The 16930-nt window shown below is 66.2% G+C and carries 16 protein-coding genes and 1 riboswitch; of the genes, 9 read left to right on the top strand and 7 right to left on the bottom strand.

Features of this window, described 5'->3' with window-relative positions; genetic code table 11:
- Positions 1-19: 19 nt before the first annotated feature.
- Positions 20-247: a DUF167 domain-containing protein gene (locus tag ACIBH2_RS24515; protein ID WP_397121403.1), complete on the top strand. Its 228-nt coding sequence runs from the start codon at positions 20-22 to the stop codon at positions 245-247.
- Between the two features lie 73 nt (positions 248-320).
- On the opposite strand, the gene ACIBH2_RS24510 is transcribed toward ACIBH2_RS24515, so the two are convergent.
- Both ACIBH2_RS24510 and ACIBH2_RS24505 read right to left on the bottom strand, forming a co-directional pair.
- Positions 321-932, bottom strand: coding sequence for a Uma2 family endonuclease (locus tag ACIBH2_RS24510; protein ID WP_397122991.1), 612 nt, complete (start codon positions 930-932; stop codon positions 321-323).
- Between the two features lie 158 nt (positions 933-1090).
- Entirely contained in the window at positions 1091-1555 is a 465-nt protein-coding gene (locus ACIBH2_RS24505; protein ID WP_397122989.1) for a tRNA (cytidine(34)-2'-O)-methyltransferase, read from the bottom strand.
- A 161-nt stretch (positions 1556-1716) separates the two neighbouring features.
- Here ACIBH2_RS24505 and ACIBH2_RS24500 point away from each other — a divergent pair, with 161 nt between their 5' ends.
- Entirely contained in the window at positions 1717-2034 is a 318-nt protein-coding gene (locus ACIBH2_RS24500; RefSeq protein ID WP_397121401.1) for a DUF3017 domain-containing protein, read from the top strand.
- 202 nt (positions 2035-2236) lie between these two features.
- Here ACIBH2_RS24500 and ACIBH2_RS24495 read toward each other — a convergent pair whose 3' ends face one another.
- From ACIBH2_RS24495 to ACIBH2_RS24485, 3 genes are all read right to left on the bottom strand, one after another.
- Entirely contained in the window at positions 2237-3376 is a 1140-nt protein-coding gene (locus tag ACIBH2_RS24495; RefSeq protein ID WP_397122987.1) for a homoserine O-acetyltransferase, read from the bottom strand.
- Between the two features lie 8 nt (positions 3377-3384).
- Positions 3385-4710, bottom strand: coding sequence for a bifunctional o-acetylhomoserine/o-acetylserine sulfhydrylase (locus tag ACIBH2_RS24490; RefSeq protein ID WP_397121399.1), 1326 nt, complete (start codon positions 4708-4710; stop codon positions 3385-3387).
- Between the two features lie 93 nt (positions 4711-4803).
- A riboswitch (SAM riboswitch) is annotated at positions 4804-4914 on the bottom strand.
- An 11-nt stretch (positions 4915-4925) separates the two neighbouring features.
- Entirely contained in the window at positions 4926-5624 is a 699-nt protein-coding gene (locus ACIBH2_RS24485; protein WP_397121397.1) for a TetR/AcrR family transcriptional regulator, read from the bottom strand.
- Between the two features lie 136 nt (positions 5625-5760).
- On the opposite strand from ACIBH2_RS24485, the gene ACIBH2_RS24480 reads away from it, so the two are divergent.
- Together ACIBH2_RS24480 and ACIBH2_RS24475 are read left to right on the top strand one after the other, a co-directional pair.
- On the top strand, positions 5761-7257 hold the full coding sequence (locus ACIBH2_RS24480; protein ID WP_397121395.1) for an MFS transporter: 1497 nt from the start codon (positions 5761-5763) through the stop codon (positions 7255-7257).
- Between the two features lie 263 nt (positions 7258-7520).
- On the top strand, positions 7521-8738 hold the full coding sequence (locus ACIBH2_RS24475; protein ID WP_397121393.1) for an NADP-dependent isocitrate dehydrogenase: 1218 nt from the start codon (positions 7521-7523) through the stop codon (positions 8736-8738).
- Positions 8739-9019: 281 nt separating this feature from the next.
- On the opposite strand, the gene ACIBH2_RS24470 is transcribed toward ACIBH2_RS24475, so the two are convergent.
- Positions 9020-10261 carry an oxygenase MpaB family protein gene (locus ACIBH2_RS24470; RefSeq protein ID WP_397121391.1) on the bottom strand — a complete coding sequence of 414 codons (1242 nt, stop codon included), beginning with the start codon at positions 10259-10261 and terminating at the stop codon, positions 9020-9022.
- 152 nt (positions 10262-10413) lie between these two features.
- Between ACIBH2_RS24470 and ACIBH2_RS24465 the strand changes: the two genes are divergently transcribed.
- The 3 genes from ACIBH2_RS24465 to ACIBH2_RS24455 all read left to right on the top strand — a co-directional run bounded on the left by ACIBH2_RS24465 (position 10414) and on the right by ACIBH2_RS24455 (position 13103).
- Complete coding sequence (locus ACIBH2_RS24465) at positions 10414-11082, top strand: TetR/AcrR family transcriptional regulator (protein ID WP_397121389.1); 669 nt, start codon at positions 10414-10416, stop codon at positions 11080-11082.
- Between the two features lie 179 nt (positions 11083-11261).
- Complete coding sequence (locus ACIBH2_RS24460; RefSeq protein ID WP_397122984.1) at positions 11262-12416, top strand: MFS transporter; 1155 nt, start codon at positions 11262-11264, stop codon at positions 12414-12416.
- Positions 12417-12458: 42 nt separating this feature from the next.
- Positions 12459-13103, top strand: a complete 645-nt coding sequence (locus ACIBH2_RS24455) for a TetR/AcrR family transcriptional regulator (RefSeq protein ID WP_397121387.1) — start codon at positions 12459-12461, stop codon at positions 13101-13103.
- Positions 13104-13174: 71 nt separating this feature from the next.
- Here ACIBH2_RS24455 and ACIBH2_RS24450 read toward each other — a convergent pair whose 3' ends face one another.
- Positions 13175-14827, bottom strand: coding sequence for a purine-cytosine permease family protein (locus ACIBH2_RS24450; protein WP_397121385.1), 1653 nt, complete (start codon positions 14825-14827; stop codon positions 13175-13177).
- A 336-nt stretch (positions 14828-15163) separates the two neighbouring features.
- Here ACIBH2_RS24450 and ACIBH2_RS24445 point away from each other — a divergent pair, with 336 nt between their 5' ends.
- Both ACIBH2_RS24445 and ACIBH2_RS24440 read left to right on the top strand, forming a co-directional pair.
- Complete coding sequence (locus ACIBH2_RS24445) at positions 15164-16369, top strand: lipid-transfer protein (RefSeq protein WP_397121383.1); 1206 nt, start codon at positions 15164-15166, stop codon at positions 16367-16369.
- Between the two features lie 123 nt (positions 16370-16492).
- A complete protein-coding gene (locus ACIBH2_RS24440; RefSeq protein WP_397121381.1) occupies positions 16493-16930 on the top strand; it encodes an SRPBCC family protein in 438 nt (145 codons plus the stop codon).

Here is a 16930-nt window from a genome sequence, read left to right as displayed (position 1 = left end):
GCCGAGAAGGGAGCCAGACGTGCCGACAGTGGTTCGGGCGACGATCAAACCGAACAGCAAGAAGGGCCCGCTCGTCGAGACCGCCGCCGACGGCACCCTGACGCTCTACGTGCGCGCCCCCGCCGTCGAGGGCAAGGCCAACAAGGCCGCGTGCGACCTGCTCGCCGCGCACTTCGGCGTCCCCAAATCCACGGTCCGCCTCACCGCCGGTGCGGCTTCCCGGTTCAAGCGCTTCGAAATCGATTGAGTTCAGCCGACGGTGGCGGAGTTCATGGCCGAATGCCGTTCCCCGCATTGCCAAACCAAGATCACATCGCGAATTAGAACGCGAGTTCGTCCCACGGGATACGAATGGGGAACGGGAAGTCGAACTCGATGTCGTCGGCATCGTCGTGTGTCCATTCGTCGGCCAGTAGGTAGTTGGTCGGATGGAGTGGGCGAATCCCGTCCGGCAGGAGGCCGTGCTCCAGTTCCAGCGCGTAGGCGCGGACGGTCGCGATAGCACTGCGGGCCGGGTCGAGCAGAACTTCCCAGTACCAACGGATTCCAGCGGCCGCATAGCGCGCCCTCTTGGCTTCGATATCGGACCGTGTGTTGCCCGGCGAGAGCACCTCGCCGACCAACAGGACATCAGCGGAACGTACATCCTGGTAGGGGCCGTCGAGGCAGCGGTGGACAAGGAAGTCCGGCGTCACGAAGTCGGATTTTCCGGTAGGGCCGAAGAAGACATTGGTCTCGAGATTGACACGCCAGCATTCTTCGGGCTTGGCCGACGTGGACAAACGACCACAGCGCTCGATGGCGTTGGTCAAGCGGCGAGTGAAAGTCTGGTGCTCGGCGGGTCCGCGCCGCAGCCAGATCACCTTCCCCTCCCACAGTTCGATCTGCTCGGCAATCTCCTCGGGTAGACGCTCGAGCTCCTCCCAGGTCATGTATTCGGGGAGGTCGGGGCGTTCGACGTGCGGAATGGACACGTCATCAGGGTATTTCGCCATGTCCGCGGCCTCCCGGATTCACGAGAAGGGGACGGATTCGTCCGCAATGTCGTAGGTCGTCACTGCCAGTACACGCCGTGATCCCCGGTCTGTCACTACACCGCGCCGGGAAATCCCAGCTGTCGCCAGGCTTCGTAGACCGCGACCGCGGCGGCATTGGAGAGGTTCATGGAGCGGCGGCCCGGGAGCATGGGGATGCGGACCTGTGTGGTCACGCGCGGATCGGCCAGGACGTCGGCGGGCAAGCCAGTGGGTTCGGGACCGAAGAGCAGGGTGTCGGTCTCCCGATAGGAGATGGCCGTGCTGTGTGTGGTGGCCTGGGCCGTGAAGGCGAACACGCGCTCGGGGCGAATGGCTTCCCAAGCGGCGGCGAGGTTTTCGTGCACTGTGACGTGGGCGAGGTCGTGATAGTCCAACCCCGCCCGGCGTAGCTTGGGCTCGGATAGGTCGAAGCCGAGCGGTTCGATCAGGTGCAGATGGCATCCGGTTCCGGCGGCCAGGCGGATGGCGTTGCCGGTATTGGGCGGGATGCGCGGCTCGAAGAACACCAGATTGAACACCACGCCAGTCAATCAGACGGTTCGCTCAGCCCGTTCAGGCCCCGACGGCCTGTCCACAGACATGCGCGCCGAACCACGGTGAGGCGGCGGCCGTAGTCGGTCTGCTCGGCGGGCAGGTGCGGCTTCGGGCCGCGCTTCGGCGAGGCAATAGACTCGCCCGCGTGAGCCCAGCCCATGCCGCCCCCGAAAGCCGCAGCAGTCGAGTCGGCGGCTTCGTCCGCGACAACCTGCCGCTCCTGCTGGTGGCGGCGGTGCTCGTGGTGGCGGTGGTCTTCCTGGTGTGGGACCGCTGGCGCCGCGGAGCGGTGTTCATCGGCGGCGCGGCCCTACTGGCCGCCGCCTTCCGCCTCCTGCTCCCCACCGAGCGCGTCGGCCTGCTCGCGGTGCGCGGCAAAACCTTCGACGTCTCCTGGCTGACCGTGCTCGGCACCGCGATCATCGTCCTGGCCGCCACCGTCAACACCCTCGGCGTCAGCTGACGTCGCTCGGCCGACGCATCGGCAGACGTCGCGCCCTCGTCACCCGCGCTGCCGCTGTCCGGGAACCCGCCGCGTTCGGCGGTCACGGCCGTGCACACGGGCCGCGAGGTGCGGCTCGGCTGGTGGCCGTTGCCCACCGAGCGTGTCGGCCTACTCCCATGCGCAGCAGGGCTTTCGGCGCGTCGTACTGCGCTCGATGTGCCTAGCCCCGGGCGGCGCGGGCCAAATCCATCGTTTCGATGAGCAGTTTGCCGACTGCTTCGGTTTCGGTGAGGAAGCCGTCGTGGCCGTCTCGGGAGCGGACGATCTCCAGGCCTTTACAGCCGGGGAGGAGGTCGGCCAGTTCCTGTTGGGTCCGTAGCGGGTACAGGCGGTCGGAGTCGACGCCGCCGATGACGCAGGGGACCGTGTTGCGCGACAGGGCCGCTTGGATGCCGCCTCGGCCGCGGCCTACGTCGTGGCGGTTCATGGCCTCGCTGAGCAGGACGTAGGTGGCGGGGTCGAAGCGGGAGACCAGTTTGGCGGCCTGGTATTCGAGGTAGGACTGGACCGCGTAACGGCCGCCGTCCCAAGGGTTTTCGTCGCCCTGGGCGTGGTTTTCGAAGCGGTGGTCCAGCTCGAATTCGGTGCGGTAGGTCAGGTGCGCGATGCGGCGGGCGATGCCCATGCCGGTCATCGGCGCGCGGCCGGTGCCGTGGTAGTCACCGCCCTGCCAGTCCGGATCGGCCTGGATGGCGGCGATCTGGGTGGTCTGGGTGCCGATCTGGTCGGCGGTGGCGCGCGCGCCGACCGCCAGCACCAGGGCGGAGCCGACACGGTCGGGGTGGCCGAGCATCCACTCCAGCACCCGCATACCGCCCATGGAACCGCCGACCACCGAGGCCAGCCGGTCGACCCCGAGCAGGTCGAACAGCTTCACCTCCGCGGTCACCTGATCGCGAATGGTGATCTCGGGAAACCGTGCGCCCCAAGGCTTTCCATCCGGCGCGATACTCGACGGGCCGGTCGAACCCTTGCAGCCGCCGAGCACATTGGTGGCGATGACACACCATTCGCGGGTGTCGACCGGACCGCCGGGCCCGACGATGCCCTCCCACCAGCCGGGCGGCGAATCCTCGGCGCCCGAGCGCACCACATGCGAGTCACCGGTCAGGGCGTGCTCGACCAGAACGATGTTGTCGAGGTTCGCCGACAGTTCGCCCCACCGCTGCACGGCGAGCGTCACATCGGGAATCACCGCCCCGTTCTCGAGCTCGACGTCCCCGATGGCAATGCTGCCGAGCGTCCCGTCGGACGGCGGAAGCAGCGCTTCCACCGTCTCGCGAGAAGTGCTCGATTCGATGTTCACGGTCAACTTGCCGCCGCCGTCAGTCCGGCCGCGAGATCGGCCAGGATGTCGTCGATACCCTCGATACCCACGGCCAACCGCACCAGACCCGGGGTGACGCCGGAGGCCGACTGCTCCTCGGGCGTCAACTGCGAGTGCGTGGTGGAGGCCGGATGGATCACGAGCGAACGCACATCCCCGATGTTAGCGACATGGCTGTGCAGCTCCAGCGCGTCCACGAACTTCTTGCCCGCATCGACCCCGCCCGCCAGTTCGAACGACACGATCGCGCTCACACCCTTCGGCGCCAGCTGTTTGCCACGCTCGAACCACGGCGAGGACGGCAGCCCGGCGTAGGACACCGACTCCACATTCGGCTGCCGGGTCAGGAACTCCGCCACCGCCTGCGCATTGGCCACGTGCCGCTCCATCCGCAGACTCAACGTCTCGATGCCCTGCGCGATGAGGAAGGCATTGAACGGCGAGACCGCCGCACCCAGATCACGCAGCAACTGCACCCGCGCCTTGAGCGCGAAGGCGGGCGCGCCCAGTTCGGCGAACACCACCCCGTGATAACTGGGATCGGGTGTGATGAAGCCGGGGAACCGCGGCGCACCGGACTCGTCGCGCACGGTCCAGTCGAACGTGCCGCCGTCCACGATCACACCGGCCACCGCGGAGCCATGTCCGCCAAGGTATTTCGTGGCCGAGTGCACCACGATGTCGGCGCCGTGGCGCAGCGGCTGAATCAGATACGGCGTGGCTGCGGTGTTGTCCACGATCAACGGCACACCCGCCGCGTGCGCGATTTCGGCGATGCCGGGAATGTCGAGCACCGAGCTGCTCGGGTTCGCGACGGTCTCGCCGTAGAAGGCCTTGGTATTGGGCCGCACCGCCGCCCGCCACTGCGCCAGATCGTCCGGATCCTCGACGAAGCTCACCTCGATACCCAGCTTGGGCAGCGAGTAGTGGAAGAGGTTGTAGGTGCCGCCGTAGAGATGCGGGCTGGCCACGATGTGATCCCCGGCCGAGGCCAGATTGAGGATCGCGTAGGTCTCCGCCGCCTGCCCGGAGGCCAGCAGCAGCGCCGCCACCCCGCCCTCCAGCGCGGCGATGCGCTGCTCCACCACATCCTGGGTGGGGTTCATGATGCGCGTGTAGATATTGCCCGGCTCGGCGAGTCCGAACAGCGCGGCGGCGTGCTCGGTATCACGGAAGGCGTACGAGGTGGTCTGGTAGATCGGCAGCGCGCGGGCCCCGGTGGCCGCGTCGGGAGTCTGTCCGGCATGAACCTGCTTGGTCTCGAAAGACCAGTCGGCCGGGTTTGTGGGCGCGGTCGAGTCACTCATGTCCTGCTCCAAAAAAGGTCGCCGAATGGCGGGAAGTCTGACGTTATTCGAAAGCGAACAGGCTTCGACAACAACACATTTCGGTGACCTCCTACGGTGCGCTTGCGCTCGGCCTTCGAGCGCCTGGTCCTCACCCGGAGCACCCCACCGCAGCTGGAGGGTTGCCGATCAGCGAGCCGGGGCTTGGCGCTGATGCTCTTGACCTGAGACGGATTCTAACGGCCGGACACGGCGGCTTCGGACGTGGGGCCGGACACAGTCGGGACGGCACAGACCCGAACGAACTCGTGATACGCGCCGACCACGGCATCTGCCATCCCCCGAGCGGAGTCCACGCAGTCGGCGTTGACGGCCTCGCATTCGGTTCCGGCCCGCATGATGGCGTGCCAGGTGCCCAGCAGCAGCCGCACCGGCAGGCTGTCCGCGCCGACGCCCATGCGCTCGGCCAGGACATCGGCCATGTGCTGGGTCTTGGTCTCGGCCGCGTCGAGGCTGCGGGCCCGCACCGCCGTGCTGGAGCGAATGAGGTTCTGCATCTGCTGGAACCAGCGGAACGGCACCGGTTCGTCGCTGTCGATGACGCGGTCCACGAGCGCGACGAAGCCGTCCAGCATGGCCTTCATCTGGTTGTCGGTGGGCGGCTGGGCGCGCAGGTAGTCGGCCATGGCCTCGCCCCAGTCCGAGATGGGGGCGAGGACGATGTCCTCCTTGTTCGTGAAGTACCGGTTCACGGTGCGCGGTGAGACGTCGGCCGCATCGGCGATCTGCTCGACGGTGGTGGCCTCGAAACCCTGGGTGTCGCAGAGCTCCAGCGCCACATCGATGATGCGGTCGCGGGTCTGGCGCTTCTTGCGCTCGCGCAGCCCCGGCCTGCGGCGTTCCAGGAGATCGGCATGCGATGACGACTCGGACATGGGCTCATTCTATCGATATTCGGCCAGATTGTGACGGCAACCGCCATCTGTCTGACTGCGACATTTTTCCCTTGACGACATTTGTCGGTGGGTGGCACTATGGTCGAGGTTGTTCGCCAGTGCCCGAGGAGACGACATGCCCACCGCGACAGCGATTCGAAATCCCGACGAAATATCAACGCCCACAAGCGCTTCCAAACGCTGGCTGGCGCTGGGCGTCCTCGCCCTGGCGCAGCTGATGGTGGTGCTCGATGCCACCATCGTCACGATCTCGCTGCCATTCGCGCAGCAGGATCTGCACATCAGCGAGGCCAGCAAACAGTGGATGCTGACCGCCTACACGCTGATCTTCGGCGGACTGCTGCTGCTCGGCGGCCGCCTCGCCGACTATCTCGGCCGCCGCCGCATCTTCCTGATCGGACTGGTCGGCTTCGCGGCGGCCTCGGCGCTGGCCGGGCTCGCCCAGAATGCCGGGCAGCTCTTCGCCGGGCGCGGCCTGCAGGGCGCGTTCGCGGCGCTGCTGGCTCCCGCGGCGCTGTCGCTGGTGTCGATCACCTTCACCGAGGTCACCGAGCGCGCCAAGGCGTTCGGCGTGTTCGCGGGCGTCTCGGCGGGCGGTGCGGCCATCGGCCTGATCGCGGGCGGCGCGCTCACCGAATACGCCGATTGGCGCTGGTGCCTGCTGGTGAACACGCCGATCGCGCTGCTGGCCCTGGTCGGCGCGTACGCCTTCGTCATCAAGGATGTGCCCGCCCCGCGCACCGGCGGCTACGACCTGCCGGGCGCGCTGACCGGAACCGCCGGTCTGATCGCGGTGGTCTACGGCTTCAGCGTGGCGGCCGAGGACGGGTGGGGCGCGTCCAGCACGCTGGCGCTGCTGATCGCCGGTGTGGCGCTGCTGATCGCCTTCGTGGTCATCGAGAACCGGTCGGCGAATCCGCTACTGCCGCTGCGCATTCCGGGTGAGATCAATCGGGGTGGCTCGTATCTGGTGGCGCTGCTGGTGCCCATCGCCATGTTCGCCATGTTCCTGAATCTGAGCTTCTACCTCCAGGTCACGCTGGGTTACTCGGCGCTGAAGGCGGGCGTGGCGTTCCTGCCCTTCCCCATCGGCATCGTCATCTCCGCGGGCGTCGCCAGCGCGCTGCTGCCGAAGATCGGTCCGCGCCCGGTGATGATCGCCGGAGCGGTGCTGGGTGTGGTGGGCCTGCTGTACCTCGCGCAGCTCGAGTTCGGCGACAGCTATGCCGCCAGCGTGCTGCCCGCCATGTCGCTCATCGCGCTCGGTATGGGCGGGTTGTTCGTGGCCATGCAGACCACCGCGCTGCATCAGGTGGACGAGGCGGATTCCGGTGTGGCGAGCGCACTGCTGAACGCGGCCCAGCAGGTCGGCGGATCCATCGGCACCGCGCTGCTGACCACCATTTCGGTGCAGGCCGCCGAGCGGTACGTGGCCGATAATCCGGCGGTGGACAATCTGCTGGCGCGGGCCGCGATCCACAGTTACGACGTGGCCTTCTACATCGGGGCCGGTTTCTTCCTGATCTCCATTCCGATCGTCGCCTTCATGATTCGCGACAAGCCGGAAAATCTCCTCGAAGGTTCCGAGCACGGCGTGCACGTGGGAGTCTGAATCGAGAGTGCTGCGAATCACTTGATTGCTACCGGTGAGTAGCCCCCACGGCGTACCGCACAGTGGGGGCTACCCGCACGGTGAGATCAATGCCAGCAGTACGCTCGTATTGCTAAGTGCCGCGGATTCGTGGACTTGGCACCACAAGTCTCGTGGACAGCACGAGGCGTATACGTTGTCAGTGAACAGCTGGGATCCGCTCACAAGCGTGCTCACCGGCCGTGCAATGGGAGCACACCTTCCTTAGGAGGACACGAAGATCCATGTCCAAGATCAAGGTTGAAGGGACCGTCGTCGAACTCGACGGCGACGAGATGACCCGGATTATCTGGCAGTTCATCAAGGACAAACTGATCAACCCGTATCTCGATGTGAACCTCGAGTACTACGACCTCGGTATCGAATACCGGGACAAGACCGACGATCAGGTCACCATCGATGCCGCCAACGCCATCAAGAAGCACGGCGTGGGCGTCAAGTGCGCGACGATCACCCCCGACGAGGCCCGGGTCAAGGAATTCGGCCTCAAGAAGATGTGGCGCTCGCCCAACGGCACCATCCGCAACATTCTGGGTGGCACCATCTTCCGCGCGCCGATCATCATCTCCAATGTTCCGCGTCTGGTTCCCGGCTGGACCAAGCCGATCATCATCGGCCGTCACGCCTTCGGCGACCAGTACCGCGCCACCGATTTCAAGGTGCACCAGGCGGGCACCGTCACCCTGACCTTCACGCCGGAGGACGGCTCCGAGCCGATCCAGCACGAGGTCGTGCGCATGCCGGAGGACGGCGGCGTGGTGATGGGCATGTACAACTTCCAGGAGTCGATCCGCGACTTCGCTCGGGCCTCGCTGAACTACGGCCTGCAGCAGAACTACCCGGTCTACATGTCGACCAAGAACACGATCCTGAAGGCCTACGACGGCATGTTCAAGGACACGTTCCAGGAGATCTACGAGACCGAGTTCAAGGACGAGTTCGACGCGGCCGGGCTCACCTACGAGCACCGCCTCATCGACGATATGGTCGCCTCCGCGCTCAAGTGGGAGGGCGGCTACGTCTGGGCCTGCAAGAACTACGACGGCGATGTGCAGTCCGACACCGTCGCGCAGGGCTTCGGCTCGCTGGGTCTGATGACCTCGGTGCTGCTCACCCCGGACGGCAAGACCTGTGAGGCCGAGGCGGCGCACGGCACCGTCACCCGCCACTACCGCCAGCACCAGCAGGGCAAGCCCACCTCCACCAACCCGATCGCCTCGATCTTCGCGTGGACCCGTGGCCTGGCTCATCGCGGCAAGCTGGACAACACCCCCGAGGTCATCGGCTTCGCCCAGACCCTCGAGGATGTCGTCATCAAGACCGTCGAGGACGGCCAGATGACCAAGGACCTCGCGCTGCTGGTCGGCGGGGACCAGGGCTACCTGACCACCGAGGAGTTCCTCGGCGTGCTGGACGCCAACCTGGCGCGCGAACTGCGTTGAGATAACCCAACTCTCGGGACTCTCAGGGGTTTCGCCCCTGAAACCCCAAGGGGGACGACCCTGTTCGTCGATATTGGTTCAGGGTGGGCGTTCATGACGCCCGATCGCCTCGGCGGCCGCGCGACGGCGCGGGTCGGGGCGAGCGCTGCGGCACGTGAACAGCGCGCAGCGGCGAACGATGGCGGCCGGGACCACCGTCCCGGCCACAACCATCGGCCGCCGCACACATTCCGGGCACCTGCCCTCGCCACAGTGGTGGTGGAGCGGGTGCCCGAACTGTTTCAGCGTGGGGGTTGGCTCAGGTCGCGGTTCATGGTGGGGAGTTCGATGCTGATCGGCAGCCGCAGTTCGGCGAGGTAGATCAGGGCCGCCTGGCGGAGGAATTCGTCGAAGAGCCAGTAGGCGTCGGCGGTCGGCGGGACGACGGTGAGTATGCCCTCGCGGACGGCGATGAACGGTCCCCAGCTCACGCGCAGCAGCGGATCCCACACCGGCTCCCGGGCGATGCCCAATCCGTCGGCGATCTGGTCGCCGAGCAGGAACCGCGTGAACGCGCCCAGCACCGGTTTGGTGAGCAGCGCCAGATCGAGTTGCGTGCCCAGCCGCAGCAACCGATCGGCCAGCTTCGCGCCCTCGGGCGTGGGTGCCAGGATCGGGTCGAGTACCTGTGCCGCTTGGGAATTGGCGTCGGCCCAGGTGTTGGGGATGTACTCGTCGCGAATTCCGAGCATGTGCGCGGCCACCTGCCAGGAGTGCAGGAAGGCATCGGATTCGGCGGGCGGGATCGGCACTCGCCACGCGGTCAGATGGCGCATGACGGTGGTGGGCAGGCTGTGCCAGGTGACCATCATGTCGTTCTGACTGATGGGAATCTCCTCCTCGGCGCTGTGCGCCCAATGCGGCGACTGCGGCAGCAGATGCCGCACGGCCGCGTGCACGAGCCGAGTCTTGACGCAGGTCACCACCATTTCGCCGTCGGGGGCGTAGGCGTTGTAGGTGCCGATGTCGTAGCCGAGCTTGGCGGTCTTGGAGATGCGGTCCTTCAGGTCGTGACCGCCCTTGGAGTAGTACACCGCCTTCGCCTCCTTGGGGATGACCGTGCTCATCATGCCGCTGGCCAGCCCATACAACACGCCCAGGTACAGCCCGCGCTTCTTGTTGAACTGGACGGCGGTGGCCAGCTTGCCGTGATCGGCCCACTGCGGCAGCTGCCGGGCGTACTCCATGAAGTCCCGCAGCTCGTTCGGCAGTCCGGCGGGCAGCGGTTGGCCATTGCGAGTCCAGGTCCGCAGCAGGTTGTTGACGTGGGGCACCTCGCCCCGGTCGATCAGCCCGGCCACCAACTGATCGGCCTCGGGGTCCCACACCGTCATGGGGTCGGCTCCCGCGCCCGCCCCGGCCACCGACCCTTCCGGCGACCACGTCCACGGCTGTGCCCGTGCGGGTACGGCCGCGGCCAACGCGCCGACCGCGCCCAGCGTTGCGCCGATCTTCAGGGCGTTGCGCCTGTTGAGTCCGTCCATGCTTGCGCTCCTCTTCGAGAACCAGCCGCGGTGATGCACTGAAACAAGTTCTGTATCCGCGTATCACGATGACAGCACATTGTGGTCGCCATCACAAGGTCCGGCAGTGCCGAGGCCGGGTGGTCATGAAGAATGGCGGCTCAGGAGGAACCGTGGAATCTGCGCTGCCCGACCAGAGCTCGGGGGAGCAATCACTGCTGGCCCGCGCCTACAACCAGGTCGTCGACAAGGTCGACGAGCTCGACGAGACGCGCTCGCGCCTGCTCGACGCGGCCTACGAGCAGTTCTGCTGGCTCGGTATCCAGCGCTCGACGATGGAGGACGTGGCCAAACGCGCGGGCGTCTCGCGCATTACGCTCTACCGCCGTTTCGCCACCAAGGACGTGCTCGTCGAACAGGTGATCCTGCGCGAGTTCCGGCGCTACTTCCAGCAGTTCTTCCTCGATATCGCCCCCGCCGAGACCGCCGCCGACCGCGTGGTGCTGGGCTTCGTGAGTTCGCTGCGCACCGTGCGCCGCAATCCGCTGATCGGCGGTCTGGTCGCCGCCGAACCCGATCACCTGGTGAGCTCCTTCGTCGGCGATGACGGTCGCACGGTGGCCATGGTCCGCGAATTCGTGGCGCAGCAGCTGCGTCGAGAGCAGCGCGCGGGCACTATCTCCGGGACTGTGCGCGTGGAGCTGGTCGCCGAGTTGATGGTCCGGATCTGCGCCTCCTTCCTGGCGATTCCGAGCCAGGTGGTGGACCTCGACGACGACGAGGAGCTGGCCGCGATCGCCAGGCAGTTCCTGGTGCCCATGCTGAACCCGCCGGTGGGCTGACGCGGGTCCGGTGAGTGAGATCACGGGCGTGAGGGGTATCGGCCTGGTTCGCTGACCTGTTGCCATTGATCGTGCCCAAATCCGTATCCGCAGCTTCCGTATCCGCACGCGATGCGACGGCCTCGGCCGTCGCGGACAGCGCGGTGCCGAAGCGGGGGAGCGGCTGGCATATCCCCGCCATGCTGGCGCTGGCGCTGGGCGGATTCGGTATCGGCACCACGGAATTCGTCACCATGGGCCTGCTGCCCGATATCGCCGGTGGTATGCACGTCTCCGAACCCACTGCGGGACATGCCGTTTCGGCCTACGCCCTGGGCGTGGTGGTCGGCGCGCCGGTGATCGCCGCGCTCTGCGCCCGGGTGCCGCGCAAGAAGCTGCTGCTGTTCCTGATGGCGGCGTTCACCGTGGGCAATGTCGCCACGGTGCTCGCGCCCTCGTTCGGGACCTTGGTGGCGGCGCGATTCGTCTCGGGTCTGCCGCACGGCGCGTACTTCGGCGTGGCATCGCTGGCGGCGGCGTCCCTGGCACCGGCGGGGCAGCGGGCCAAGGCGGTTGCCGCCGTTATGCTGGGCCTGAGCGCCGCCAATGTTGTCGGCGTTCCCGCCGCGACCTGGATGGGTCAACATCTGGGCTGGCGCGACGCCTATGTGGTGGTCGCCGTGATCGGCCTGGCCACCGTGGCGGCCATCGCGCGATTCGTACCGGAGCTCACCGGAATTCGCATGACCGACCCCCGCACCGAATTGGGCGCGCTGCGCAAATCGCAGGTGCTGCTCACCCTGCACGTTGGCGCGGTCGGCTTCGGCGGCATGTTCGCCGTCTACACCTACATCACCACCACGCTCACCGATGTGGCCGGAATGCGCTTGGGCTTCGTCCCTGTCGTGCTCATGCTGTTCGGCCTGGGCATGGTCGCGGGCAATGTGCTCGGCGGCATTCTCGCCGACCGTGGCGTGGACCGCGCCATCTTCGCGGCTCTGATCGCCATGGTGGTCATCCTCGCCGCGTTCATCGCAGCGGCGCACAATCCCTTCACGGCCGCGGCGGGAGCCTTCCTCGTCGGCGCGTCCGGAGCCGCGCTGGCTCCCGCGCTGCAGACCCGCCTGATGGATGTGGCGCACGAGGCGCAAACCCTCGCCGCCGCCCTCAATCACGCGGCCTTGAACATCGCCAATGCCGCGGGTGCGTGGCTGGGCGGTCTGGTGATCGCCGCGGGGATGGGCTATACCGCCCCGGCGGCGGTGGGTACCGCCTTGGCGGTAGCGGGCGTCCTGCTCTTCACGCTGACGGTATGGCTGTCGCGGCCCGGGCACTTCGCGCCCTCGGAGTCGTAGTCAGTTACGTACAGGTCTGCATGTAAGTGTAGAATCACCGGAATGACCTCGTCCGCAGTCTCGAAGCAACCGCGCCGTACCCAGGAACAGCGCAGCAGTGAGATGCGGACGAGACTACTCGACGCCACCATCGACTGCCTGGTCGAGTACGGGTACGCGGGTACCACCACGCCGCGGGTGGCGGAGCGGGCCGGTGTCACCCGGGGCGCGCAGGTGCACCATTTCGGGTCGAAGAACGATCTCGTGGTGGCGGCCATCAGCCATCTGGCGCAGCGGCGGACCGAGGCCGCCATGCAGGAACTTGGCAAGTTCAAGTCCGGGCCGGACCCCATCGCGACGGTGCTGGAATCGCTGTGGGAACTGCATCAGGGCCCGCTGTTCATCGCGGCCATGGAGCTCTGGGTGGCCAGTCGCACCGATCCGGAGCTCGCGGCCGAGGTGCGCAAGGTCGAGCCGTTCGTCAACAACGCGGTGCTCATGGCCTTGAGTCGGTATGTGCCCGACGAGGTGCATCGCAAGGACGCCCGCGATTTCGTCTACACCGCCATGGACGCCCTGCGCGGCATTCTGGTGTCGAGCTTCGTGGACCCGGACAACGAACGCGCGCACCGCCGTTGGCAGCGCGCCTCGGAACATCTGCGGACGGCGGCCGATGTGGCGCTGCCGGGGATCAGGCTCACGGACTAGAAGGGCCCCGACGACACCGAAGCCCCTGTGCGCGAATGTCCTTCGCGCACAGGGGCTTCGTCGTGGATTGATCAGTGCTGACGGGGCAGCAAGTGGATGCCCGCCTTGTCCGTGGACAGCGCCAGCGAGCTGATGTACTGGATCTCGCCCTCCGGGCCGGGCTGCGCCGAGGCGATCATGTCCGGGCGCTCGAACTCCATCCCGGTGACCGCGCAGGGCAGCGTCTCGCCCGACGGATTGCCGTGCTCGTCGAACATGGGCACGTCGATGCCGTCGTCACTGCGACGCAGGTAGTACTTGCCCTTGGTGGCCAGGGCCGTCAGCGGGGTGGCCAGGAAGGAGACGGCCACCGCGACCAGCGGGGAGTAGGGCTTCAACAGATCGCCGAACAGACCGAAGAAGGTCATGATCGACAGCACCGCGGAGAGGCCGAAACCAACCAGCCCAACGGGATTGAAGTCGTAGAGCATGCCGCGCCGGAACTCGGGCACCTTGGGCGAGATCTTCAGGACGTACTTGTTGATGGCGATATCCGTGGCGACGGTGACGATCCAGGCGATACCGCAGTTGGCGTAGAAGCCGAGGATATTGTTCAGGAAGTCGAACATATTGGCTTCCATCAGGATCAGCGCGATCGCCAGGTTCACCACCAGGAAGACCAGCCGCCCCGGGTAGGTCTTGGTGACCCGGGTGTAGGAGTTGGTCCAGGCCAGCGAGCCGGAGTAGGCATTGGTGACGTTGATCTTGATCTGCGAGATGACCACCAGCACCACCGCCAGGGTCATGGCCAGCCAGCCCGGCACCATATCCTTGTAGATCTCCAGGAACTGGTGCACCGGCTGGTTCGCGATGCCCTGTGCGGCAGGCAGATTCGCGATCAGGTAGACCGCCAGGAACAGACCCACGACCTGCTTGGCCGCGCCGAAGAGCACCCAGCCCGGACCGGCCATCAGCATCCAGCCCCACCAGCGGCGCGAGTTCTCCGGGGTGCGCGGCGGCATGAAGCGCAGGTAGTCGATCTGCTCGGCGATCTGCGCGATGAGCGACAGGCACACGCCCGCGGCCAGCAGGGTGCCGGAAATGCTGACGCCCGAACCGTTCTCACCGCCGTAGGCGAAGAATTTGCCGACCGAGTCCGGGTGGCGCACCAGCAGGAATCCGAAGGGCAGCACCATCAGCAGCAACCACAGCGGCGTCGTCCACACCTGCAACTTGGCGAGGGTGTTCATACCGTAGATGACCAGCGGAAAGATAATCAGCGTCGAGACGAGATAACCCAGCCAGAGCGGTATTCCGAGGCCCAATTCCAGGCCCTGGGCCATGATCGAACCCTCGAGCGCGAAGAAGATGAAGGTGAACGAAGCGAACACCACATTCGTCACGATGGAGCCGTAGTAACCGAATCCGCTACCGCGCGTGATCAGGTCGAGATCCAGGTTGTAGCGCGCCGCGTAGTACGCGAGCGGAAACCCGGTGAGCATCACGACAATCGCGAAGAAACCAATGCCGAGCAGCGCGTTTCCGGTGCCGTGCGCAATACCGATATTCGCGCCGATGGCGAAGTCCGCCAGATACGCGATACCGCCGAGCGCGGAGATTCCGACCACGGCCGGACTCCACTTGCGATAACTGCGCGGCGCGAACCGGAGTGTGTAGTCCTCCAAAGTCTCCTTGGCGGCGGCTATTCCGTCCGAATTCTTCGACCGGGTGTCGACCTCAACCACGTACTACTCCCGTCAAACCTCACAGCGTGCAAAGCAACCATTTGAACTTCGTACACATTTGTGGACGGGCAATTGCCGATCCATTACGTCGTCGTTACGGGGACCTCACACGTGGCGTGGGTCACATATCGCAGCTATCGAATGGCGCATTCGGGTGCCCAGCGCGATTGTTGCGCACACATACAAGTCTGGCTGTATGTCTGATCATGCGGTGTCTACCTGGCTATTTTCCGCTCTGACCTGCGAGAAGCGTGCTGAGTATTGCGCACTTACATGCACAGTTGTATGTTTGTGCGCAGCGATCCGCTCGGATCGGCAACACACTGAGGGAGTTCGATGACGAACAAGGTCTACGTCGTCGGCGTCGGCATGACGAAGTTCGAGAAGCCGGGCCGTCGCAAGAACGAGGACGGCAGCGACTGGGACTACCCGGATATGGCGCGGGAGTCGGGGACCAAGGCGCTCGCCGATGCCGGTATCGACTACCGCGAGGTGCAGCAGGCCTACGTCGGCTACGTGTACGGCGAGTCCACCTCGGGTCAGCGCGCCGTGTACGAGCTCGGGATGACCGGTATCCCGATCGTCAACGTCAACAACAACTGCTCCACCGGATCGACCGCGCTCTACCTTGCGGCACAGGCGATTCGGGGCGGGCTCGCGGACTGCACGCTGGCCCTGGGCTTCGAGCGCATGAAGCCGGGCTCGCTGGAGTCCACCTGGGACGACCGCGAACAGCCCATGGGCAAGCACATTCTGGCGCTCGCGGAGATCTCCGAGGTGCTGTTCCCGGTGGCCCCGTGGATGTTCGGCGCGGCCGGACGCGAGCACATGAAGCTCTACGGCACCACCGCCGAACACTTCGCCAAGATCGGCTACAAGAACCACAAGCACTCGGTCAACAACCCGTATTCGCAGTTCCAGGACGAGTATTCGCTCGACGACATCCTGGGCTCGCGCATGATCTACGACCCGCTGACCAAACTGCAGTGCTCGCCCACCTCCGACGGGTCCGGCGCGGTCATCCTCGCCAGTGAGGACTTCGTGGACCGGCACGGGCTGGCCGGGCAGGCGGTGGAGATCGTGGGTCAGGCCATGACCACCGACTTCGCCTCCACCTTCGACGGCAGCGCCAAGAACCTCATCGGCTTCGATATGAATGTCCAAGCCGCACAGCGGGTGTACGAGCAGGCGGGCCTCGGTCCGGAGGATTTCCAGGTCATCGAGCTGCACGACTGCTTCTCGGCCAACGAACTGCTCACCTACGAGGCGCTGGGCCTGTGTGCCGTGGGCGAGGCGGGCAAGCTCATCGACGACAATGCCACCACCTACGGCGGCAAGTGGGTCGTGAACCCCTCCGGCGGCCTCATCTCCAAGGGACACCCCTTGGGCGCAACGGGTTTGGCGCAGTGCTCGGAACTCACCTGGCAGTTGCGCGGCACCGCCGACAAGCGTCAGGTCGACAACGTCACCGCGGCCCTCCAGCACAACATCGGCCTGGGCGGCGCGGCCATCGTCACCGCCTACCAGCGCGCCGAACGCTGAAAAGCGGCGCGGCACAGCGAAATACGAACGGCAGGGGGAGCGCGCCCACCCCAACCTCCCCACATATCGATTCCGTGCTCCCGGCGGCAGCCGGGAGCACGGGGAACCAAAGGAGCTTTCACCATGGGACACATCGAAGCCAGCAAGAACCTCTCCGCCACCCCCGAGGCGCTGTGGGCGGTCGTCTCCGACCCGCAGACCTGGGACAAGTGGTTCTCCATCCACGAGCGCTGGATCGAGGAGCCCCCGGCCGCGCTGGCCCCGGGCGCCAAGCTGGTCGCCAAGATCGTCATGCTGGGTATGGCCAACAAGATCGAATGGGTGGTGGAGAGCGTCGACGCCCCCACCAAGATGGTGCTCAGCGGCACCGGCATGGCCGGGGTGAAGGTGCAGTTCACCTTCGACATCACCGCCGAGGGCGAGGGCACCAAGTTCTCCGTCTCCGGTGACTTCGAGGGCGCGCTCATCAAGGGCGCACTCGGCAAGGCGGTCGAGAAGGACGGCCTGACCCAGCTCGACAAGACCCTCGCGCAGCTCGACGCCCTTGCCGCGGCGGCGTGA

The organism is Nocardia sp. NPDC050406 (genome assembly GCF_044459025.1).
GTDB lineage: Bacteria > Actinomycetota > Actinomycetes > Mycobacteriales > Mycobacteriaceae > Nocardia.
Note: the sequence above shows the minus strand (reverse complement) of the source record. Positions and strands in the feature narration are given on the sequence as shown.